The organism is Variovorax defluvii, assembly GCF_039541515.1.
Lineage (GTDB): Bacteria > Pseudomonadota > Gammaproteobacteria > Burkholderiales > Burkholderiaceae_C > Variovorax > Variovorax defluvii.
Window position 1 is genome coordinate 220,110 of the sequence record NZ_BAABGJ010000080.1, and the last position, 21,677, is coordinate 241,786.

Sequence of the window (21,677 nt, forward strand, 5' to 3'; positions counted from 1 at the left end):
GTGTTCCTATCTCTGTCAGGTGAAAAAACGGAGGGCTTCCTCAGCCAATGCGTCTGGAGCCTCCTCGGGAATGTAATGACCGCATGGCAGCGCGTCGCCGGACACCTGGTCCGCACGCTCGCGCCACAGCGAGAGCACGTCGAAGCAACGCCCCACCACGCCGTGCCGGCCCCACAGCACGCGCAGCGGCTGCGCGAGCCGCAGCCCTGCGGCGACGTCGGCGCGATCATGTGCCAGGTCGATGGTGGCCGAGGCGCGATAGTCCTCGCAGATACCGCGCGCAAAGCCCGGGATGGCCGCACAGCGCTCGTACTCCGCCAGCGCATTGGGCGCGAAGGGCGCCAGCCCGGCATGCCGACCGCCCATGACGCTGCGCACGTAGCGCGCGGGATCGGATTCGATGAGCGCCTCCGGCAGCGGCGGCGGCTGGATCAGGAAGAACCAGTGCCAGTAGGCACGCGCGAAATCCTCCGAGGTCCGCTCGTACATGGCGAGGGTCGGCGCGACGTCCAGCAGCATGAGCCGCTCGACGGCCTGGGGATGGTCCGCGGCGAGCCGGTGCGCCACGCGTGCGCCGCGGTCATGTGCCAGCACCTGGAAACGCGCGAAACCGTGATGCGCCATCACCGCCATCGCATCTCGGGCCATTTCGCGCTTGCTGTAGGCGAGGTGCTCGGCATCGGAAGCCGGCCGGTCCGAGTCGCCATAGCCGCGCAGGTCCATCATCACCAGCGTGAAGCGCGCCGACAGCACGGGGGCCACGCGGTGCCAGATCTCCAGCGTCTGCGGGTGGCCATGCAGCAGCAGCAAGGGAGCGCCCTGCCCGCCGATGCGGCCATGCAGCCGGACCCCGTCGCGCAACACATGAAAGGGTATGAAGCCGGATTGCATGGCACCATTGTGCGTTGCGTGCCTCATTGGTTCAAGAAACAATCAGAGAATCGACTCTTTCCAAGGCGGAACGAATGGAACGCAGCGACCTGAAGCTGGTCCTGTCCGTGCGCAGCACCGGCAGCCTGGCCGGCGCGGCACAGGCCCTGGGCGTGGTGCCCTCGGTCGTCACCAAGCGGCTGGCCGCGCTCGAACAGCGGGTGGGGCATCGACTGTTCGAGCGCACCACCCGCCGCCTGAGCCTCACCGCCGAAGGCGAGGCCGTCTGCGCCCATGCCGAGCGCCTGCTGGAGGGCTTCGCGGCACTGGAAGCGGAGCTCAGCGAACGGCAGAACGAGCCGCGCGGAACGCTGCGCATCGCGGCCACCTTCGGATTCGGGCGGCACTGGGTCGGGCCCGCGCTGGCCCGTTTCCGCGAGCAATACCCGTCTCTGCAAATCGAACTGCGCTTGACCGAGCGCCTGCCCGATCTCGCCGCGGAAGGCTACGACGGTGCGGTCTGGCTGTGGTCGGCGCCGGCCCGGCATGCAGCCGACTGGGTCACGCGCCGGCTGGCGCGCAACCAACGCGTGCTGGCCGCGTCTCCCGCGTACCTGCAGCGGCGCGGCCTGCCAGCCGATGCGGGGGCGCTGGCGCAGCACGACTGCCTGATCGTCCAGGAGAACGACAGCGTCAGCGCGCGCCACTTCGACGTCTGGACCTTGCACGATGCGCAGGGCCGCCAGCCGGTGCGGGTGCAGGTCGGCGGCCCCTTGTGGAGCAACTCGGGCGAGATGGCGCGCGACTGGTCCCTGGCCGGCCACGGCATCGTGCTGCGCAGCCTCTGGGACATCGCGCCGCAGCTCGCGTCCGGCGAGCTCGTCCACGTGCTGCCCCGCTTGTCCATGCCGGAAGCCGACATCCAATGGATCGCTCCCTGGCAGCCCAGGACGCCACGCCGCGTTCGCCTGCTGGTCGAGTTCCTGGCCGAACAGTTCCGCCACGAGCCGTGGCGATCGGAACCGCCCGCGCAACGCCGCCGCGCTGCCAGGACCGCCTGAAAGGCAAGCGACCCCACAGCGCCCGACTCAACCCTGGCTGCGCACGACCAGGCTGACCCCCACCGCCGTCATCGCGATGCCGACCAGCGTCGCCACGGTGATGGGCTCGGCGAACAGAAGCCAGGCCATCAGCGCCGTGCAGGGCGGCACCAGGTAGAGCAGACTGGTGACGGCAGTGGCGGTCCCGCGCTGGATCAACATGTAGAGCAGCGAGCTGCCGCCCAGGGACAAGGCGAGCACGGACCACGCCATGGCGCCGCCCGAATGCCAGTTCCATTGGATGGGGTCGGCCTCCAAGGCGGCGAAGGGCAGCGTGGCCAGCAGCGCAGCAGCCAGCTGAATCGCGCCGGCGATGCGCACGTCGCAGGGTGCCACGAAGCGCTTCTGGTAGAGCGTCCCCGCCGTGATCGAGAGCAGCGCCATCACCGCCAGGCCCATGGTCATCGCACTCACCTCTCCGCCCTGCTCCAGCTTGCGCAGCACCACCAGCACCAGTCCGGCAAAGCCGAGCGCCAGCCCGGCCCACTGGCGACCCGACACCGTGCCGCCGCGCATCGACAGCCACACCGCTGTGAGCACGGGCTGAATGCTCACCAGCAAGGCGACCAGCCCCGAGCCCATGCCGGCCCGCACCGCGGCCCACACCCCGCCCAGGTAGCCCGCCTGCATCAGGATGCCGGTGACCGCCAGGTGCCCCCATTGCGCGCCATCACGCGGCCAGGACACACGTGCCAGCCGCACCCACACCAGGAAGCACAACACGGACAGCGCGTAGCGCACGGCCAGGAACTTGAGCGGCGGCGCGTAGGGCATGCCGTAGCGCGCGACGATGAAGCCGGTGCTCCAGATGAGCACGAAGACGGCGGGCATGGCCCGAACCCATCCCGAGTCCGGAGCGGCCGCCGTCGTCATTTGGCCCGGGCCCGGATCTCGGGGATGGCCTTCTGCAGGTAGTAGATCATCGACCAGACGGTGAGCACGGCGGAGATCCAGATCAGCCAATGGCCCCAGGCTCCGGTGTCGATCACGCCGAACAGGGTCCCGTCGAACAGCAGGAAAGGAATCGCGACCATCTGCACGGCCGTCTTGACCTTTCCGATCATGTGGACCGCCACGCTCTTGCCCGCGCCGATCTGCGCCATCCATTCGCGCAGGGCCGAGATGGCGATCTCACGGCCGATGATGATGAGGGCCACGAACACGTCGGCGCGGTTCAGGTGGACGAGCACCAGCAGCGATGCGCACACCAGGAACTTGTCGGCCACTGGATCGAGGAAGGCACCGAAGGCCGAGGTCTGGTTGAGGCGGCGGGCGAGAAAGCCGTCGAGCCAGTCGGTGGCGGCGAACACGATGAACAGCACCGTGGCGACCAGGTTGCGCGTGGGTGCTTCCAGCGGCAGATAGAACACCCCCACGATCAGCGGAATCGCGACGATGCGCGTCCAGGTCATGATGGTGGGGAGGGTCCAGAACATGTGGGCGATTGTGTCATGGGGCCGGGGGCCGTCCCGGCCGCACGTCAATGCAGCGCGCGATAGATCTCTTCGGCAAGCTCGAGCGCGATGCCGTCGACCGAGGCGATGTCTTCGACGCTGGCCGCCGCCACCCCGCGGATGCCGCCGAAGCGCTGCAGCAGCCGCGCCCGGCGCTTGGGCCCGATGCCGGGGATGTCTTCCAGCTGGCTGCCACCCACCCGCACCTTGGCCCGCTTGGCGCGCATGCCGGTGATGGCGAAGCGATGCGCCTCGTCCCGGATCTGGGCCACCAGCATCAGGGCTGCCGAATCGCGGCCGAGGTAGACCTTGTCGCGGCCGTCGGCGAACACCAGTTCCTCCAGTCCGACCTTGCGCCCCTCGCCCTTCTCCACGCCGACGATCAACGACAGGGGCAGGCCCAGTTCGCTGAACACTTCGCGCGCCATCGACACCTGGCCTTTGCCGCCGTCGACCAGCACCAGGTCGGGCATGCGCGCGCCGCGTGTCCCGGGCCGGGCGTCGGTGCCCGCGCCGGCCGCGTCGCCCGCGGGGGGCGCGTCGGTCTCGGCCGCCATCGCCTCGGCCAGCTTGCCGTAGCGGCGGTGCAGCACCTGGCGCATGGCGGCATAGTCGTCGCCCGGCGTGATGCCGTCGATGTTGTAGCGGCGGTATTCACGGTTCTGCATGGCGTGGTGCTCGAAGACCACGCAGGAGGCTTGAGTGGCCTCGCCCGCGGTGTGGGAGATGTCGAAGCACTCCACGCGGAAGTTGTCGAGGTCGTCGGGCGCCAGCTCCAGTGCATCGACCAGGGCGCGCGTGCGCGCCTGCTGCGACCCTTCTTCGGCCAGCAGCCGCGCCAATTGCAGCTCGGCGTTGGTCTGAGCCATCTCGAGCCAGTGGCGGCGCTGCTCGCGCGGCTGGAACACGGCGGTCACGCGCGTGCCGGCCTGCTGCGCCACGGCCTCGACCAGCTCGCGGCTCACCTGCTCGCTCAGGACCAGCGTGGGCGGCACCGGCACGTCGATGTAGTGCTGCGCGATGAAGGCCTCCAGGACCTGGGTCTCGACCGAGCCGAAGACCTCGGGCACGTCGTCGTCCTCCGTCTCGGCGCCACGGCGGATCTGCGCCGCATCCTCCACGTGGACCGGGAAGTAGGCACGGTCGCCCAGGTGCCGGCCGCCGCGCACCATCGCCAGGTTGACGCAGGCCTTGCCACCCTGCACCTTGACCGCGAGGATGTCCACGTCCTTGTCGGAGGCGATCTCGACGGATTGCTGGTGCAGCACGCGCGACAGCGCCGACATCTGGTTGCGCAGCTCGGCGGCCTGCTCGAATTCCAGCCTCTCCGAGTGGGCCATCATGCGCGCCTCCAGCTGGGACAGTACCGCCTGGGTGTCGCCCAGCAGGAAGGCCTCGGCATTGGCCACGTCCTGCGCATAAACCTCGGGCGCGATGTAGCCGACGCAGGGGCCGGTGCAGCGCTTGATCTGGTAGAGCAGGCACGGGCGCGTGCGGTTGGAATACACCGTGTCCTCGCAGGTGCGCAGCTTGAAGACCTTCTGCAGCAGCTGGATCGACTCCTTCACCGCCCAGGCGCTGGGATAGGGGCCGAAGTAGCGATGCCTGCGGTCCACGGAACCGCGGTAGTACGCCAGGCGCGGGAAGGCGTGCGAGGCGATTTTCAGGTAGGGATAGCTCTTGTCGTCCCGGAACAGGATGTTGTAGCGGGGCTTGAGTGTCTTGATCAGGTTGTTCTCGAGCAGCAGCGCTTCCGCCTCGGAGCGCACCACGGTGGTCTCCATGCGCGCGATCTTCGAGATCATGTGGCCGATGCGCGTGCCGCCGTGGTTCTTCTGAAAGTAGTTGGCAACGCGCTTCTTCAGGTTGCGTGCCTTGCCCACGTACAGCACCGCGCCCGCGGCATCGAAATAGCGGTAGACGCCTGGCAGCTGCGGCAGCGCCGCCACCTCGCTGAGCAATTGATCGGAATGCGTGTCTGACATCGGGGCGCTATTGTGACGAGGCAGCGCATTGCGGCGCCGTGGCCGGGCTGTAGAGTATCCCGCGATGCGCTGGGACATTTTCTGCAAGGTCATCGACAACCACGGCGACGCCGGCGTGTGCTGGCGGCTGGCCTGCGCTCTGGCAGCGGAGGAGGAGGCCGTGCGGCTCTGGATCGACGACCCCTCGGCGCTGGCCTGGATGGCGCCCGCCGGCCATCCGGGCGTCCGCGTCATCACCTGGACGGAGAGCGGTGCCGCCCGCGAGGCCGCCGCCGGCGCACCCCCGGACGTGCTGATCGAAGCCTTCGGTTGCGATCCCGCCCCCGAGCTGATCGCGCGCTTCGCGCAGCCGCTGCCACCGGGCGCGCCGCGCCGGGTCTGGCTCAATCTCGAATACCTGTCGGCCGAGCCCTATGTGGAGCGCCTGCACGGACTGCCCTCCCCCGTGTTCCGGGGCCCGGGCGACGGCCTGACCAAGTACTTCTTCTACCCCGGCTTCACGGAGGCGACCGGCGGCTTGCTGCGCGAGAACGATCTGATGGCGCGCCGCGCCGCCTTCGATCGCGCCGACTGGCTCGCCCGGCAGGGCATCCCCTGGAACGGCGAGCGCCTGGTCTGCCTGTTCTGCTACGAGCCCCCAGCGCTCGAGGCCCTGCTGGCCCGCTTCGAGCAGGCGGGGGAACCCACGCGGCTGCTGGTCACGGCGGGCCGCGCCGCGCGTGCCTTGTCGCCCGGCCCGCCGCAGCGCGGCGCGCTCGCCATCCATTGGCTGCCCTACCTGCCCCAGGGCGAGTTCGACCACCTGCTGTGGGCCTGCGACCTCAACTTCGTCCGGGGCGAGGACTCGCTGGTACGCGCCCTGTGGGCTGGCGCGCCGCTCGTCTGGCAGATCTATCCCCAGGACGACGATGCCCACCACGAAAAGCTGGAGGCCTTTCTGCGCTGGCTGGAGGCGCCGCCCGAACTGCGCCGCTTGCACCACCTCTGGAACGGCATCGCCCGGGGCGCGCTCCCGGACCTGCGCCGCCCTGCCCTGGCGCCTTGGCAGGCCGCGGTGGCCGGCGCGCGCGACCGCCTGCTTTTGCAGGATGGCCTTCTAAGCCGTTTGCGCCGATTCATCGCCCAAAAAAGCTAGAATTGCGGGCTTTGCGGATTCGGGCCAGGGCATTTTGAGTGCCTCGCGCCGCGCCATCCGCTGAACCCGCCGTGGTGAACGTGTACGAGGGCTTCGGCCCACAGACACGCCGAGCGGCCCACATCTGAGACCCTGACTATGAAAATCGCTCAAGAAATCCGCGCCGGCAACGTCATCATGCATGGCAAGGACCCGATGGTGGTCCTCAAGACCGAATACAGCCGCGGCGGCCGCAATTCCGCCACCGTGCGCATGAAGCTCAAGAGCCTGATCGCCAACTTCAACACCGAGGTCGTGTTCAAGGCCGACGACAAGATGGAGCAGATCGTCCTGGACAAGAAGGAGTGCACCTATTCCTACTTCGCCGACCCCATGTACGTCTGCATGGACAGCGAGTACAACCAGTACGAAGTCGAAGCCGAGAACATGGGCGACGCGCTCAACTACCTCGAGGACAACATGCCCGTCGAAGTCGTGTTCTACGAAGGCAAGGCCATCTCGGTCGAACTGCCCACCAGCGTCGAGCGCGAAATCACCTGGACCGAGCCGGCCGTCAAGGGCGACACCTCGGGCAAGGTCATGAAGCCTGCCAAGATCGCCACCGGCTTCGAGATCCCCGTGCCGCTGTTCGTCTCGCAAGGCGACCGCATCGAGATCGACACCCGCACCGGCGAATACCGCAAGCGCGTCTAACCGGCGCCCCGCACCGCACGCACCGCCTGCGAATCCAGAGGCTCCTTCGGGAGCCTTTTTTGCGTACCTTGCAGCACCATCGTGATGAGCCGCCAGAAACAGCGCAACGCCGCCGACCGCGCGATGGCGACCCTGCTGCGCCAGGCCTCGAGCACGACGAGGCCGACGACAACCAGGGCGTGGCCGTGCTCTGGGAAGAGGTCGCGGCCGAGTGCGCCGTCGGCGCGGCCGCCTCGTCGCGCGCACCGGACGCCACGGCAGTTCTGAACCGGGCGCGGATCGTGCAACGCGCACAATCCGATACCCGCTCCCCTTGATCGACCCATGTCCAACCAGACCCACGACCTCCACAACAAGCGCCTGGCCGACGCCTGGGCCACCCTGCAGGCGCATGCCGACAAGGGCCTTCCTCTCAACGCCGACCCCTCGCGTCTGGCCTTCGCCGACCCCGAGTTCCTGCTGCGCCGCGAAACCCGCGGCCTGCGCATGCAACTGGAACTGATGAAACCCGACCTCGAGATGCGCGCCCACGGCATCGAGAACACCGTGGTGGTGTTCGGCAGCGCGCGCTTCCGCAGCGAGGAAGAATCTGGCGCCCTGATCGCTCAGGCCGACGCGGCAGGCGACGCCGTCGCCGCCGCCCGCTGGCGCCGCCTGGCGCGCAGCTCGCACTACTACGAGAAGGCGCGCGCGCTCGGCAAGCTGATCGCCGAGTACAGCAACGACAAGGAACCGGAAGACAAGCTCTTCGTCTGCACCGGCGGCGGCCCCGGCATCATGCAGGCGGCCAACCGGGGCGCCTACGAGGGTGGCGGCATCTCGGTGGGCCTGGCCATCGCGTTGCCGATGGAGGAGGAAGCCAACCCCTACGTGACCCCGGCCCTGAGCTTCAAATTCCACTACTTCGCCATCCGCAAGATGCATTTCATGATGCGGGCGAAGGCGCTGGTGGCCTTCCCGGGCGGCTTCGGCACCCTCGACGAGCTGTTCGAGGTGATCACCCTGGTGCAGACCCGCAAGGCGCGGCCGGTGCCGATCGTGCTGTTCGGCTCGGACTACTGGAAGCAACTGGTCAATTTCGACTTCCTCGCGGAGGAAGGCGTGATCTCGCCGGAGGACGTGAAGCTGTTCGAGTACGTGGACACGCCCCAGGATGCCTGGGACGCGATCCGGCGCTTCTACAAGCTCTGATCGTGGGCGGGCAACTTCAGGCCCCAGACGGCGCGCGTGCCCAGCGCCACCACGCCGCCGATCAGCCAGAACACGCCTGAGATACCGACCAGCGCGCCGATCGAGCCGAAGAGCAACGGCATCGCGACGCTCGAGGCATTGATGGTCATCAGCCGCAGCCCCAGCGCCTCGCCGTGCCGCGCATGCGGCGTGATCTGGTGCAGCATGCTCATCACCATGGGCTGCACCGCGCCGAGCGCGAGGCCGAGCACCACCGAGCAGACACCCATGGCCGGCGCGGAGGACAGGAAGGGGTAGACCGCGAACACCAGCGCCGTCACCACCGACGAGGTGGCAATCACGCTGCGCTCGGACGCACGCGCCGCCAGCAGCGGCAGCATGATCCGGATCAGCGCGGCCGCGATCGCGAAGGCGCCAAGAATCGAGCCGATCACCGAGGCCCCCAGACCGCGCTCATGACCCAGCACGGGCAGCAGGAAAGCATGCACATCCCAGCTGGAGGACTGCAGCCAGTTCACGAACAGCAGGCGGCGGAACATGGGCTGCTGCAGAAGGTCCCAGGCGCGCGGTTTGTGACCGTCGGCCGGCGGCGGCGCACGAGGCAGCTCCTGCGTGGTGCGTGCGAACAGCCATCCGGCGAGCGGAAGCAGCGCCAACACGACGAAGGAAATTCGAAAGCCCGGGAGGTCGGCCGGGCTGCGGCCGGCGTGGTCGATCAGCAGCCCGGCGACGAAAGGTCCGAGGAAGTTGGCCACGGCCGGCGCGATCGCCAGCCAGCTGAATACCTTCTTGAGCTGCACCGGATTGGACGCCGCCCGGCCCACATGGCGCTGCAGCGCGATGACCGCCGCACCCGTGGCACCGCCGGTCATCAGCGCCGCCAGGCACAGCATCGGAAACACCGGCCAAACCGCCGCCAGGGCGGGGCCTACCGAGGCGGCGGCTACCGACAGCACCAGCGGCCGCTTGAGGCCGTGCCGGTCGGCGAAGCGCCCGGCCGGCAAGGCGAGGAAGACCTGCGTGAGCGCGAACAGCGCGATCAGCACCCCGACCGCCGCCGCGCTGTAGCCCTGCTGCAGTGCGAGCAGCGGCGCCCCCAGGCGCATACCGGCCATGGCCGCGTGCAGGCAGATCTGAGCCCCGATGAGGCGAGGCAGCTCGCCGGTCACGTGGCGAGGTCGCCGTCGTCCGCCGCCGGCAGCAACGCCTGCGACTGGGCCTCCGGCAACGCCTCCACCTTGCGCAGGGCCAGGCGCATCTGCTTGGCGCGGGTGTCGGCCTTGTCCAGCGTGTCGGAGGCCTTGGCCACCTGCTCCTTGATGCGCGCCACCCACTCCCCATAGCGCTCGAACTCGGTCTTGACTGCGCCGAGCACCTTCCAGACCTCGGAGGCCTGCTGTTCCAGCGCCAGCGTGCGGAAGCCCATGTGGAGGCTGTTGAGCATGGCCAGCAGCGTCGTCGGGCCGGCCAGCGTGACGCGGTGCTGACGCTGGATCGCGTCCATCAGGCCGGGGCGCCGCAGCACCTCGGCATAGAGGCTCTCGACCGGCAGGAACAGGACGGCGAAATCGGTGGTATGCGGCGCCGCAAGGTAGTTCTCGGCGATCGACTTGGCCTCGGTGCGGATACGCAGTTCCAGCGCCCGCGCCGCGAGTTCGGCGGCACCGGCGTCGACACGCTCATGCGCATCGAGCAGGCGCTCGTAGTCGTCGCGCGGAAACTTGGCGTCGATGGGCAGCCAGACCGGCGCGCCCTCGCTGCCGCGGCCCGGGAAGCGGATCGCGAAGTCCACCCGCTGGCCGCTGCGCGGCTTGGTCTCGACCTGGCGCGCGTACTGCTCGGGCGTCAGCACCTGCTCGAGCAGGGCTTCGAGCTGCACTTCGCCGAACACGCCGCGCGTCTTCACATTGGTCAGCACGCGCTGCAGGTTGCCCACGCCCACCGCCAGCGTCTGCATCTCGCCGAGCCCCTTGTGCACCTGCTCCAGGCGGTCCGCCACCTGCTTGAAGCTCTCGCCCAGACGGGCTTCGAGGGTGCTCTGCAGCTTCTCGTCGACCGTTTGGCGCATTTCGTCGAGCTTGGCGTTGTTGCTCTGCTGGAGCTGCGCGAGCTGCGCCTCCATGGTGGCGCGCACCTCGGACAGCCGCCGCGCATTCGACTCGGAAAGCCCCTGCAACTGTGTGTTGAGGGTGTCGCCCAAGGTCTTCTGCAGCAGGCTCAGCTGCTGCGCAAAGGCATCGATCTGCGCGTTCTGCGTGCGCGTCGCCTCCGCGGCCTGCTGCACCAGCGCCTGCTGAAAGGTGGCGAAGGCCTGGCTGGTCTCCTGGCGCGCACCGCGCGAGGATTCGCCGATCTCGTGCCGCAACTCGCGCTCGATGCGCTCGTTGGCGGAGACCAGCGTGGCGACCAGCGCCGTGTGATCGGCGAGCGGTGGCCGGCGCAGCAGCAGAAAGACCAGCAGCACGAGATTGAGGGCCGCCAGGCCCCCCAGTAACCAGATTTCCGGCAAGGGCATGACCGACTACTTGCCTCCCAGCACCGCGGGATTGAGCGGCGTGAGCGGCTTGCCGTTCACCAGAAATCCGATCAGGTTGTCTGCCGCCAGGTCGGCCATGGCGCGACGCGTCGGAATGGTGGCGCTGGCGATGTGAGGCGTGAGCACCACGTTCGGCACGGTCAGCAGGTCCGGGTGCACCTTTGGCTCGCCCTCGAAGACGTCCAGCCCGGCCGCGGCGATGCGCCGGTCGCGCAGCGCGGCGGCCAGCGCCGCATCGTCCACGATGCCGCCGCGCGCGATGTTCACCAGGGTCGCGCTCGGCTTCATGAGCGCGAGCTCGGCGGCGCCGATGGTGTGGTGCGAGGCCGGCGAGTATGGCACCACCAGCACCACGTGGTCGGCGGTCTTCAGCAGCTCCTCCTTGCTCACGTAGGCGGCCTTGCATTCGGCCTCGAGCGCCGGGTCGAGCCGGGAGCGGTTGTGGTAGATCACCTTCATGCCGAAGCCCAGCGCACCGCGCCTGGCAATGCCCTGCCCGATGCGCCCCATGCCGATGATGCCCATGGTGCTGCCATGCACCTCGGCACCGGCGAACATGTCGTAGCTCCACTTCTGCCACTTCCCCGCGCGCAGAAAATGCTCGCTCTCGCTGATGCGGCGGGCGGTCGCCATCAGCAGCGCGAAGCCGAAGTCGGCGGTGGTCTCGGTCAGCACGTCGGGCGCGTTGGTGGCCAGCACGCCGCGGGCGGTCATCGCATCGACGTCAAAATTGTTGTAGCCGACGGCCATGTTGGCGCAGATCTTCAGATCGGGGCAGGCGGCCAGCACCTTGTCGTCGATGCGCTCGCTGCCGGTGGTGAAGGCGCCCTGCTTGTCCTTGAGCTTCGCGATCAGTTCGTCCTGGGTCCAGCCGCGATCGTCCTGATTGGTCTCGACCTCGAAATGCTGCTGCAGCCGCGCGATCGTTTCAGGGAAGACGGCACGGGCGACGAGGATTCTGGGTTTGCTCATGGTGTCAGAGGAAGAAGATGAAGGTGGAGAGGACGAACAGCGGCACCAGGATGGCGCCCGACCACATCATGTAGCCGAAAAAACTCGGCATGCGCACGCCCCGGCTTTCCGCGATGGCCTTGACCATCAGGTTCGGCGCATTGCCGATGTAGGTGTTGGCCCCCATGAACACCGCGCCCGCCGAGATGGCTGCCAGTGTGGCCGCATGCGGCCCCATCAGGACCTGCGCGTCACCCCCCGCGGTGTTGAAGAAGACCAGGTAAGTGGGTGCATTGTCCAGGAAGGAACTCAGCGCGCCGGTAGCCCAGAAGTACATGGCCGGGTCGGGCTGCCCGTCAGGCCGCGTCACGGCCGAGACGATCGCGCCGAAGGGGCCTTGCGCGCCAGCCTTGAGCATCGCGATCACCGGGACGATGGTGAGGAAGATCCCCGCGAAGAGCTTGGCCACCTCCGCCATCGGTGCCCAGCCGAACTGGTTGTCGACATGGACCTGGGGGGCCGTGATCTTCAACGACAGCAGTGTGATGCCGATCAGCCCGAGGTCGCGCACCAGGCCCGGCAAGCCGACCTCGGTGCCGAAGACGTCGAAGCGGATGGACGATTTCCAGACCCCGCTCATGAGCACCAGCCCGACGATGCCGCCCAGCAACCAGAAATTGCGCGCGCCATCGAAGCGGATGTCGCGCGTGTCCGGCGTCGGATCGAAGGGAAGCACCCCCTCCTGACGGTAGTACCAGCGGTCGAGCGCGTAGAAGAGCGCCAGCAGCACCCCCACGACGAGCAGCGTCTCCGGCAGGATGTTGCGCGCCGTCCAGAAGAATTCGACCCCCTTGAGAAATCCGAGGAACAGCGGCGGATCGCCCAGTGGCGTGAGCGAGCCCCCCACGTTCGAGACGATGAAGATGAAGAACACGATCACATGCACCCGGTGCCGGCGGTTGTCGTTGGCACGGATCAGCGGCCGGATCAGCAGCATGGAGGCGCCTGTGGTGCCCATCAGGCTGGCGAGCACCGCACCGATCGCGAGGATGGCGGTGTTGAGGCCAGGCGCACCGTGCAGGTTGCCTCGGATATGGATGCCGCCAGCCACCACGAACAGCGCGGTCAGCAGCACGATGAAAGGGATGTACTCGGCCAGCATCGCATGGACGAACTGGACACCGGCCAGGACGACCCCATGCAGGGCCGCGAAAGGCAGCAGGAAGGCCAGCGCCCACGCGCCCGCCACCTTGCCGTAGTGGTGATGCCAGAAGGATGGCGCCAGCAGCGGCAGCAACGCGATGGACAGCAGGATGCCGGCGAAGGGCAGGCCCCACCAGGGCGACAAGGTCGTGCCGTCGATTTCGGCCGCGAAGGCACCGGCGGGGGCCAGGATGGCCAATGCGGCGGTGGCCGGCCGCCGAAGTAGGCGGAGGCAGCGGAGGTGGCGTGCCAGGCGCATCGAGCCGATCATTCGATCGGCTGCGCGATCTCGAAGACCTGGCGCAGGTAGCCGAGGTAACGCTCGTCCTCGCACATGTTCTTGGCGGGGGTGTCCGAAAGCTTGGCCACCGGCTGATCGTTGCAGCGGACCATCTTGATCACGATCTGCAGTGGCTCGTAACCGAGATCGTTGGTGAGGTTCGTGCCGATGCCGAAAGCCAGTTGGCAGCGCCCTCGGAACTGCAGGTAGAGCTCGATCGTGCGCGGCACTGTGAGGCTGTCGCTGAAGATCAGCGTCTTGGTCTGCGGATCGACGCGGTTGGCGACGTAGTGGGCCAGCATGCGCTCGCCCCAGCTGAAGGGATCGCCACTGTCATGGCGGGCACCGTCGAACAGCTTGCAGAAGTAGAGGTCGAAGTCGCGCAGGAAAGCGCTCATCCCGTAGACGTCGGACAGCGCGATGCCCAGGTCGCCGCGGTACTCTCGCGCCCACGATTCGAAGCCGAAGACCTGGCTGTCACGCAGGCGCGGCCCCAGCGCCTGGCAGGCCTGCAGATACTCGTGCGCCATGGTGCCCAGGGGTATCAGGCCGAGCTTCATCGCGTAGAGCACGTTGCTGGTGCCGGCGAGTTGCGGCGGCTTCTCGATGCCCCGCTGCGGCGGCGAGGTCACGGGACCGAGCCGGGCTGTGAGGGTGCGCAGCACCTCCTCGTGCCAGTCCTTGGAGAAGCGGCGGCGCGTGCCATAGTCGGCGATCTTCAACTCGCGCAGGCCGTCGGCCTGCAATTGGCTCATCTTGGCCTCGAGCCGGCGGCGCCCTTCGGCGAAGTCGGGCTGAGGCTGCGTGTTGCGGAAATAGACCTCGTTGACGATCGCCAGCACCGGGATCTCGAACAGGATGGTGTGTAGCCAAGGGCCCTCGATGCGGATGTCGAGTTCGCCCGAAGGCAGCGGGGTGATGGCGATGTACTTCTCATTGAGGCGGAACAAACCCAGGAAGTCGACGAAATCGCTTTTGATGAAGCGCATCGAGCGCAGGTAATTGAGCTCCGCATCCTTGAATTGCAGCGAACACAGGTGGCGCACCTCCTCGCGGATCTGGGTGGCGAACTGCGCCAGGTCGATACCCGGATTGCGGCACTTGAAGCGGTACTCGACGCGCGCGCCGGGAAAGTGGTGCAGCACCACCTGCATCATCGTGAACTTGTAGAGGTCGGTGTCGAGCAGGCTGTGGATGATCATGTTGGAGCTGCGTGCGCGCGGTTGTCCGGGTTCTGCGTGCGTCCGATTATCACGGGGTGCGTCGGCATGTGCCTACGGTCCATTCCCCGGGCGTCCTACCGGTCCGGCAAGGAGCGAAAGCGACAGTGTCTTCACGTCGGTAGTCCCAGCGTGGAGCCGGCGATAAACCATCATCTGAGAAGGAGATCGGTCCATGAACAAGGACACCATCGAAGGCAACTGGAAGCAGCTCAAGGGCAAGGTCAAGGAGCAATGGGGCAAGCTCACCGACGACGACTTCGACGTCATCGCCGGCAAGCGCGACCAACTGCTCGGTCGCATCCAGGAGCGCCACGGCATCAGCCGTGACGAGGCCGAACGGCAGGTGAAGGACTGGGAATCGCGCGACGGCCGCACGCCGGACGCGCTCTGGTTCGAGAAGTACTGATAGCCCTGCAACCTGAAAGGAACACATCATGAAAAAGCATCTGCTCATGCTCGCCATCGCCTCCTCGTGTCTGATCGCCGGTCAGGCCGGCGCAATGACCAAGGACGAATACAAGGCCGCGAAGGACAAGATCGAGGCCAACTACAAGGCCGACAAGGCCAAATGCGATGCGTTGAAGGACAACGCCAAGGATGTATGCAACAAGGAGGCCAAGGGCAAGGAGAACGTGGCCAAGGCTGAGCTGGAGCAGCAATACAAGCCGAGCGACAGCAATGCTCGCAAGGTCGAAGAAGAAAAGGTGAAGGCGAACTACGAAGTCGCGAAGGAAAAGTGCGACGACTTGAAGGGCGACGCCAAGGATGCATGCGAAAAGCAGGCCAAGGCGGACGAGACCAAGGGCAAGGCCGACATCAAGGCGATGCACGCCAAGAAGTAAGCGCTACGACCCGGAAACCAAGGCGTCCTGCGGGGCGCCTTTTCCGTTGGCCAAGGCGTCCAGGGCGGCGCCATTTCGCTTGAAAAGGTCAGGCTCGCAGTTCGTTCACCACCGCCTGCAGCGCGGGGGGCAAGCGCACCGGCTTCCGGGTCGCCCTGTCGACATAAACGTGAACGAAATGCCCTTGGGCCGCCGCCGTCCCGGCGCCTTGGGCGAACAGGCCGATTTCATAGCGAACGCTGGACCTGCCGGCATGCGCGACTTTCAGGCCCGCCTCCACCGTCTGCGGAAAGGCCAGGGGCGCGAAGTAGTTGCATTGCGTCTCCACCACGAAGCCGACCGTCTCGCCCTGATGGATGTCCAGCGCGCCGCGCTCGATCAGTAAGGCGTTGACCGCGGTGTCGAACCAGCTGTAGTAGACGACGTTGTTCACGTGGCCATACAGGTCGTTGTCCGCCCAGCGCGTGGGGATGCTGCGAAAAACGCGGAACGCGCTTCGCGGATGGGGAGTGGGTTTGGCGCTCATGGGTTTCCTCGGGCCGCGGCATTCTGCCATCGGCGCCAGTACTCGAAGGCCACGCGAAAGGTGCCGAGCTGGACCTGGACGGTTTCGGCGATGTCGCTGGCATAACCGCCGGCCATCGCGAAGGCCAGCGGGATGCGACGCTGCCAGGCGAAGTCGAAGACCCGTCGGTCGCGGGCTTCCAGACCGTCGAAGCTGAGCTTGAGGCGCCCGAGGCGGTCCCGCTCGAAGGGATCGGCACCCGCGAGGTAGATCACCAGGCCGGGGGTGAAGCGCCGGTCGAGTTCGTCCAATGCGTGCTCGAGCGCCGCGAGGTACTCGGCATCGCCACAGCCATCGGGGAGTTCGACATCCAGATCGCTCGCCTCCTTGCGAAATGGGAAGTTCTTCTGCCCATGCATCGAAAGCGTGAACACGCTCGGATCGTCGCGGAAGATGCGGGCCGTCCCATTGCCCTGGTGCACGTCCAGATCGATCACTGCAACCTGCAGCGGAGCCTTCCCGGAGCGGCCCTGTTCGGCCTGCATGAGGCGCGCCGCGACCGCCGCGTCGTTGAATACGCAGAAGCCGCCGCCCCGATCCGAACTCGCGTGGTGAGTGCCGCCCGCCATGTTGGCCGCCACGCCCTCTGCCAGCGCAGCCCGGCAGGCCTCGATGGTGGCGCCAGCCGAACGGCGCGAGCGCTCCACCATCGCCTCGCTCCATGGGAACCCGATTTCGCGCATGGCCTGGGCGTCGACGCTGCCGTCGGTGATGGCGGCGATCCAGGCCGGCGTGTGCGCCAGTGCGAGTTCGCCGTCGCTGGCGCGGGGCGCCTCGAGCATCCGGACCTCGGGCAGATGCCGCTCCAGCCCCTCGCGCAGGAGGGCGTAGCGCCCCATCGGAAAGCGGTGCCCCGAGGGCAGTGGCAGCACGAATCGGCCCGAATAAAACGCACGCATGAGCAACATTGTCGGGCCGCTTTTAGACAGCCGTTCCTAAATTGCTGCACAGCAACAAAAATGGCTTGGAAAGCACTCGCCCCCTCTCTATACTTCGTCTCATGCTGCGCCGCAACATAAGTGATGGGGCAGCGATCGTGAACATTCCCAACCCCCTCAACCGGAGCTTCCACATGGCATTGACCGCTGACCAAATCATCGCCTCCCACAAGGCCAACGTCGAAACGCTGTTCGGCCTCACCACCAAGGCCTTCGAAGGCGTCGAAAAGCTGGTCGAACTGAACGTCACCGCCTCCAAGGCCGCCCTGACGGAAGCCGCCGGCACCGCCCAGGCCATGCTGAGCGTCAAGGACGCGCAAGAACTGCTGGCCCTGCAGGCCGGCCTGTTCCAGCCCCTGGCCGAGAAGACCGCCGCCTACAGCCGTCACCTCTACGAAATCGCCCAAGGCACCGGTGCCGAGTTCACCAAGGCTTTCGAAGCGAAGGTTGCCGAAAGCCAGCAAGCCTTCGTCGGCCTGGTCGACAGCGCTGCCAAGAACGCCCCCGCCGGCTCTGAAACCGCCGTCGCCGTCATGAAGAGCGCCGTGGCTGCCGCCAACAACGCGTTCGAATCGGTTCAGAAGGCCGTCAAGCAAGCCAGCGACGTCGCCGAAGCGAACTTCCAAGCCGTTTCGAACTCGGCCGTCAATGCCGCCAAGACGGCCACCGTCGCCCGCAAGCGCGCCGCCTGAAAATGACAGCCCGCCTGGAGCGGGCGACTTTGACAGTTGTCTCCTTGGGTCCTTCGGGATCCAATTCAGGGCCTCGTCTCCGGACGGGGCTTTTTTTTTTGCGCTCTATGATCCCCGGACGAACAGATTCATCGAGGAGCTGAGCACATGCAGATCGAAGGCAAGGTTTTCATCGTCACCGGAGGCGCATCGGGCCTGGGCGAAGGGACGGCGCGCATGCTGGCCGCAAATGGCGGCAAGGTGGTGATCGCCGACATGCAGGCAGACAAGGGCGAAGCGGTCGCCAAGGAGATCGGCGGCGTCTTCGTGAAGTGCGACGTGAGCCAGGAAGCCGACGGCCAGGCCGCGGTGGCTGCGGCGCTGAAGCTGGGCAAGCTGGTCGGCCTGGTGAACTGCGCCGGCATCGCACCGGCCGAAAAAACGGTGGGCAAGAACGGGCCCCACGCGCTGGCCGTCTTCAGCAAGACCGTGACGGTCAACCTGATCGGCACTTTCAACATGATCCGCCTGGCAGCCGATGCGATGGCGAAGAACGACCCCGAAGCCACCGGCGAGCGTGGCGTGCTGATTTCCACCGCCTCCGTCGCGGCTTACGACGGCCAGATCGGCCAGGCCGCCTACAGTGCCTCCAAGGGCGGCGTGGTCGGCATGACGCTGCCGATCGCCCGCGACCTGGCGCGCAACGGAATCCGCAACATGACCATTGCCCCCGGCATTTTCGGAACGCCCATGCTGTTCGGAATGCCGAAGGAGGTGCAGGAGGCCCTAGCCGCCAGCGTGCCCTTCCCCTCACGCCTCGGCACCCCGGATGACTACGCCAAGCTGGCCAAGCACATCATCGAGAACGACATGCTCAACGGCGAGGTGATCCGGCTCGACGGCGCGATCCGCCTGGCGCCGCGCTGAGCGCCACGGTCACCGATCGACCTCCGGCTCCACCGGCGCCATGCTCCCGGTGCGCTCCAGGCGTTCGTACTGCGCGATCACCTGGGCGCCGAACAGCACCAGCGTCGCGGCGATTTCCAGGCTCAGCAGTACCACGATCGCGGTCGTGAGCGAGCCATAGACCACGTTGACCTGCGACAGGGTCGAGAAGTACCAGACCAGTACCCGGCGCGTCACCTCCCACAGCAGCGTGGCTGTGACGCCGCCCAGCAGTGCATGGTGCAGGCGCAGCCGACCGACCGGCATCACCAGGTAGAGCGAGGTCAGCATGAAGATCTCCCCACCCAGGCCGAGCAGGTAAAGCAGCACGCCGGAGACGCCCGACAGCGACCAGCTGCGGCCGAACAGCTCGACCCGCTCCTGCCCGATCACCTGCAATGCCCCCGAAACCAGGGTGACGAGCAGCAGCCCGACGCACAGGCACAGGATGTACAGGTAGGGCATCACCGCCGACACCAGGAAGTGTCGCGAATGGTCGGCCCGGCGATGGTGGAAGATCACGGCCATCGCACCCTCGAGCACGGTGAAGGCCAGGGAGCTGAAGAAGATCATCGTGATCAGCAGCACCGGCCCCATCACGTCGCGGTGATCGAGGAAGTTCGAGAGCTCCGTCACCACGGCGCCCGATTGCCCCGGCAGCAGCCATGCCAGGTACCGACCGATGGCCCCCAGCAGCGCCTCCTGGTCGATGAGGTGCGACAGCGCGATGACGCTGACGATGGTCAGCGGGACGATCGACAGCAGCGCGTAGTAGGCCACCGCCCCTGCCAGCAGCAGGCCCTGGTTGGCCTTGAAGCCCTTGAGCGCCTCCCAGAAAAAGCGCAGGGGATGGCGCAACAAAGGTTCGGCGTGAGAAAAGGTTCGGCGGAGCATGCGGCGGCGTGTTGTCCGGCCAGTATGCCGAAGAGCGCCGGGATGCTTGCGTATCATTTGGCGCTCTCCGCCCCATGACCATCCCCGCTTCTTTCATCCAGGAACTGATCGCGCGCGCCGACGTGGTCGAGATCGTCGGACGCTATGTCCAGTTGAAAAAGGCCGGCGCCAACTTCATGGGCCTGTGCCCCTTCCACGGCGAGAAGTCGCCGTCCTTCTCGGTCAGCCCGAGCAAGCAGTTCTATCACTGCTTCGGCTGCGGGGCACACGGCAACGCGATCGGCTTCCTGATGGAGCATGCCGGCATGGGCTTTGTCGAAGCGGTGCACGACCTGGCCGGCCAGTACGGCCTGCAGGTCCCCGAGGACGACGCCTCGCCCGAGGAGCGTGCCCGCGCCGCCGGCCAGCGGCAGAAGCAGGCCACCCTGTCCGAAGTGCTGGAAAAGGCCGGCGAGGCTTATCGCCGGCAACTGCGCCAGTCAAAGACCGCCGTCGGCTATCTCAAGGGTCGCGGCCTGTCGGGCGAGATTGCCCGGCGCTTCGGCATCGGCTACGCGCCACCCGGCTGGCGGACGCTGGCCAGCGTGTTCCCCGACTACGACGACCCCCTCCTGGCCGAAAGCGGTCTGGTGATCGCCGGCGAGGCCGAGGAGAACGGGGAAGGCAAGCGCTACGACCGCTTCCGCGACCGGATCATGTTTCCGATCCGCAACGTCAAGGGCGAATGCATCGGCTTTGGCGGCCGGGTGCTGGGCGACGAGAAGCCCAAGTACCTGAACTCGCCCGAGACTCCCGTCTTCAGCAAGGGCCGCGAGCTTTACGGTTTGTACGAGGCCCGCACCGCGTTCCGCGAAAAGGGCTACGCGCTAGTGACCGAGGGCTACATGGACGTCGTGGCGCTGACTCAGTTGGGCTTTCCCAACGCGGTGGCCACCCTGGGCACGGCATGCACCACGGACCACGTTCAGAAGCTTTTCCGCTTCACCGAATCGGTGGTCTTCAGCTTCGACGGCGACGCAGCCGGCCGGCGCGCCGCGCGCAAGGCCCTGGAAGGCGCCCTGCCCTACGCCACTGACGTACGCAGCGTGAAGTTCCTTTTCCTGCCGGCCGAGCACGATCCCGACAGCTTCATCCGCGAGTTCGGCTCCGAGGCGTTCGCCCGCTTCGTCGGCGAAGCCACGCCGCTCAGCCGGTTCATGGTCGAGGTGGCACGCGAGGGCTGCGACCTGGGCGCCGCCGAGGGCCGGGCGCGCATGGCCAGCAACGCCCGCCCGCTTTGGGCGGCGCTGCCGGACGGCGCGCTCAAGCGGCAGTTGCTTACCGAAATCGCCGAGATGGTCCAGCTCACGGGTCCGGAGCTGGCCGAGCTCTGGCAGCCAACGGCCGGGGGCCGTTCGCCCGGCGCCGGGCCGCGCGAACGGCGCGACGGTCACGCCTATCCACAGGAAGGCCGTCGCGCCCGCGCCCCGCGCCCGCCGGCACGTGGCCGCACCCTGCCGCCCGGAAGGGCCGACGTGGCGGCGCGCCTCCTGTTGTCCAACATGGCCGAATGGGAGGCCCTGCCGCACGAACTGCACGCGCTCCTGTGCGAGCTGCCGGGCGAGCACGGGCAGCTCTTCGCCTGGTTGGACAGCCAGTTGCATGAGCACGGCGTGCTGCCCTGGGCGGCGCTGCGGGAAGGCCTGCGGGGCCTGGATTTCGAAGGCCTCGCCCTGCGCGCCATGACCGGCCCCGATGGCGAACCGATTCCCGACCCGCGGGGCGACGAGGCCGCGGAAGCCGCCCGCGAGTTGCGCAACGTCCTCGATTTCATGCTCGACGACCGGCTCAAGGTCCAGCAGAGCGAGGCGATAGCCGCCGTGGGCAGCGATCCGCATGCGCTGGAGCGGTACAAGGCCCTGGAAATCCGCCGGCTGGAACTGCGCGCACGACTTCATCCGCGTTAAAACTTGCTTCAAAAATACGCAACGCGCTATAATTAAAGGCTTCGCCCAAGGCGAAATAAGGCAAGTGCGACAGCAGCACCTCCGGGCCGACCCGATGCGCAATGCAATTTCCGATGATTCCACGTCGGAATACGGGTCAATATCCGCAAGGACTGCACACCAAATGTTCGCCCGACATCTTGCCTTTCGAAGTGTTCGAGGAGCAGTCGCCTCTTGGTCTCTTCGCCCCTTTGTTTTTTGTGCTCCCCGCCCCGC

The 21,677-nt window shown here is 67.1% G+C and carries 22 protein-coding genes; 9 read left to right on the plus strand and 13 right to left on the minus strand.

Going from position 1 to position 21,677, the window contains the following annotated elements; translation table 11 throughout:
- Positions 1-15: 15 nt before the first annotated feature.
- Positions 16-891: an alpha/beta fold hydrolase gene (locus ABEA07_RS23890; RefSeq protein WP_345540999.1), complete on the minus strand. Its 876-nt coding sequence runs from the start codon at positions 889-891 to the stop codon at positions 16-18.
- Between the two features lie 74 nt (positions 892-965).
- Here ABEA07_RS23890 and ABEA07_RS23895 point away from each other — a divergent pair, with 74 nt between their 5' ends.
- Positions 966-1,931 (plus strand): LysR family transcriptional regulator, encoded by a 966-nt coding sequence (locus ABEA07_RS23895; RefSeq protein ID WP_345541001.1) that lies wholly within the window; start codon positions 966-968, stop codon positions 1,929-1,931.
- 27 nt (positions 1,932-1,958) lie between these two features.
- On the opposite strand, the gene ABEA07_RS23900 is transcribed toward ABEA07_RS23895, so the two are convergent.
- The 3 genes from ABEA07_RS23900 to uvrC are packed head-to-tail and all read right to left on the minus strand — an operon-like array spanning position 1,959 to position 5,409.
- The gene (locus tag ABEA07_RS23900) at positions 1,959-2,843 is read right to left on the minus strand and encodes a DMT family transporter (RefSeq protein WP_345541002.1); all 885 of its coding nucleotides are present in this window, start codon (positions 2,841-2,843) and stop codon (positions 1,959-1,961) included.
- The gene (pgsA, locus tag ABEA07_RS23905; RefSeq protein WP_345541003.1) at positions 2,840-3,406 is read right to left on the minus strand and encodes a CDP-diacylglycerol--glycerol-3-phosphate 3-phosphatidyltransferase; all 567 of its coding nucleotides are present in this window, start codon (positions 3,404-3,406) and stop codon (positions 2,840-2,842) included. The genes ABEA07_RS23900 and pgsA overlap by 4 nt, the downstream gene beginning before the upstream one ends.
- A gap of 44 nt (positions 3,407-3,450) precedes the next feature.
- Complete coding sequence (uvrC, locus tag ABEA07_RS23910) at positions 3,451-5,409, minus strand: excinuclease ABC subunit UvrC (RefSeq protein ID WP_345541004.1); 1,959 nt, start codon at positions 5,407-5,409, stop codon at positions 3,451-3,453.
- 64 nt (positions 5,410-5,473) lie between these two features.
- Here uvrC and earP point away from each other — a divergent pair, with 64 nt between their 5' ends.
- Together earP and efp are read left to right on the plus strand one after the other, a co-directional pair.
- On the plus strand, positions 5,474-6,544 hold the full coding sequence (gene earP / locus ABEA07_RS23915) for an elongation factor P maturation arginine rhamnosyltransferase EarP (RefSeq protein WP_345541005.1): 1,071 nt from the start codon (positions 5,474-5,476) through the stop codon (positions 6,542-6,544).
- A gap of 138 nt (positions 6,545-6,682) precedes the next feature.
- Positions 6,683-7,237, plus strand: coding sequence for an elongation factor P (efp, locus tag ABEA07_RS23920; protein WP_345541007.1), 555 nt, complete (start codon positions 6,683-6,685; stop codon positions 7,235-7,237).
- Here the strand turns inward: efp and ABEA07_RS23925 are convergent.
- Positions 7,234-7,524 carry a hypothetical protein gene (locus ABEA07_RS23925; protein WP_345541008.1) on the minus strand — a complete coding sequence of 97 codons (291 nt, stop codon included), beginning with the start codon at positions 7,522-7,524 and terminating at the stop codon, positions 7,234-7,236. The genes efp and ABEA07_RS23925 overlap by 4 nt on opposite strands.
- A gap of 37 nt (positions 7,525-7,561) precedes the next feature.
- Between ABEA07_RS23925 and ABEA07_RS23930 the strand changes: the two genes are divergently transcribed.
- Positions 7,562-8,428 carry an LOG family protein gene (locus tag ABEA07_RS23930; protein ID WP_345541009.1) on the plus strand — a complete coding sequence of 289 codons (867 nt, stop codon included), beginning with the start codon at positions 7,562-7,564 and terminating at the stop codon, positions 8,426-8,428.
- On the opposite strand, the gene ABEA07_RS23935 is transcribed toward ABEA07_RS23930, so the two are convergent.
- The 5 genes from ABEA07_RS23935 to pncB are packed head-to-tail and all read right to left on the minus strand — an operon-like array spanning position 8,416 to position 14,600.
- Positions 8,416-9,597, minus strand: a complete 1,182-nt coding sequence (locus ABEA07_RS23935) for an MFS transporter (protein ID WP_345541010.1) — start codon at positions 9,595-9,597, stop codon at positions 8,416-8,418. The two genes, ABEA07_RS23930 and ABEA07_RS23935, sit on opposite strands and share 13 nt — an antisense overlap.
- Positions 9,594-10,943 (minus strand): DNA recombination protein RmuC, encoded by a 1,350-nt coding sequence (locus ABEA07_RS23940; RefSeq protein ID WP_345541012.1) that lies wholly within the window; start codon positions 10,941-10,943, stop codon positions 9,594-9,596. Before ABEA07_RS23940 ends, ABEA07_RS23935 begins: the two co-directional genes overlap by 4 nt.
- A gap of 6 nt (positions 10,944-10,949) precedes the next feature.
- A complete protein-coding gene (locus tag ABEA07_RS23945; RefSeq protein WP_345541013.1) occupies positions 10,950-11,936 on the minus strand; it encodes a 2-hydroxyacid dehydrogenase in 987 nt (328 codons plus the stop codon).
- Positions 11,937-11,940: 4 nt separating this feature from the next.
- Positions 11,941-13,389, minus strand: coding sequence for a sodium:proton antiporter (locus ABEA07_RS23950; protein ID WP_345541014.1), 1,449 nt, complete (start codon positions 13,387-13,389; stop codon positions 11,941-11,943).
- The gene (pncB, locus tag ABEA07_RS23955) at positions 13,386-14,600 is read right to left on the minus strand and encodes a nicotinate phosphoribosyltransferase (RefSeq protein WP_345541016.1); all 1,215 of its coding nucleotides are present in this window, start codon (positions 14,598-14,600) and stop codon (positions 13,386-13,388) included. Before pncB ends, ABEA07_RS23950 begins: the two co-directional genes overlap by 4 nt.
- 193 nt (positions 14,601-14,793) lie before the next feature.
- Between pncB and ABEA07_RS23960 the strand changes: the two genes are divergently transcribed.
- On the plus strand, positions 14,794-15,027 hold the full coding sequence (locus ABEA07_RS23960) for a CsbD family protein (protein WP_345541017.1): 234 nt from the start codon (positions 14,794-14,796) through the stop codon (positions 15,025-15,027).
- A 28-nt stretch (positions 15,028-15,055) separates the two neighbouring features.
- On the plus strand, positions 15,056-15,463 hold the full coding sequence (locus tag ABEA07_RS23965) for a hypothetical protein (RefSeq protein WP_345541018.1): 408 nt from the start codon (positions 15,056-15,058) through the stop codon (positions 15,461-15,463).
- An 88-nt stretch (positions 15,464-15,551) separates the two neighbouring features.
- On the opposite strand, the gene ABEA07_RS23970 is transcribed toward ABEA07_RS23965, so the two are convergent.
- On the minus strand, positions 15,552-15,989 hold the full coding sequence (locus tag ABEA07_RS23970; RefSeq protein WP_345541019.1) for an acyl-CoA thioesterase: 438 nt from the start codon (positions 15,987-15,989) through the stop codon (positions 15,552-15,554).
- A complete protein-coding gene (locus ABEA07_RS23975; RefSeq protein WP_345541020.1) occupies positions 15,986-16,927 on the minus strand; it encodes a histone deacetylase family protein in 942 nt (313 codons plus the stop codon). Before ABEA07_RS23975 ends, ABEA07_RS23970 begins: the two co-directional genes overlap by 4 nt.
- A gap of 173 nt (positions 16,928-17,100) precedes the next feature.
- Between ABEA07_RS23975 and ABEA07_RS23980 the strand changes: the two genes are divergently transcribed.
- Together ABEA07_RS23980 and ABEA07_RS23985 are read left to right on the plus strand one after the other, a co-directional pair.
- Positions 17,101-17,658, plus strand: a complete 558-nt coding sequence (locus ABEA07_RS23980) for a phasin family protein (RefSeq protein WP_345541407.1) — start codon at positions 17,101-17,103, stop codon at positions 17,656-17,658.
- Between the two features lie 147 nt (positions 17,659-17,805).
- Positions 17,806-18,564: a 3-hydroxyacyl-CoA dehydrogenase gene (locus tag ABEA07_RS23985; RefSeq protein ID WP_345541021.1), complete on the plus strand. Its 759-nt coding sequence runs from the start codon at positions 17,806-17,808 to the stop codon at positions 18,562-18,564.
- 9 nt (positions 18,565-18,573) lie between these two features.
- Here ABEA07_RS23985 and ABEA07_RS23990 read toward each other — a convergent pair whose 3' ends face one another.
- Positions 18,574-19,476, minus strand: coding sequence for a YihY/virulence factor BrkB family protein (locus ABEA07_RS23990; RefSeq protein WP_345541022.1), 903 nt, complete (start codon positions 19,474-19,476; stop codon positions 18,574-18,576).
- 74 nt (positions 19,477-19,550) lie between these two features.
- On the opposite strand from ABEA07_RS23990, the gene dnaG reads away from it, so the two are divergent.
- On the plus strand, positions 19,551-21,422 hold the full coding sequence (gene dnaG / locus ABEA07_RS23995) for a DNA primase (RefSeq protein WP_345541023.1): 1,872 nt from the start codon (positions 19,551-19,553) through the stop codon (positions 21,420-21,422).
- Positions 21,423-21,677: the final 255 nt, after the last annotated feature.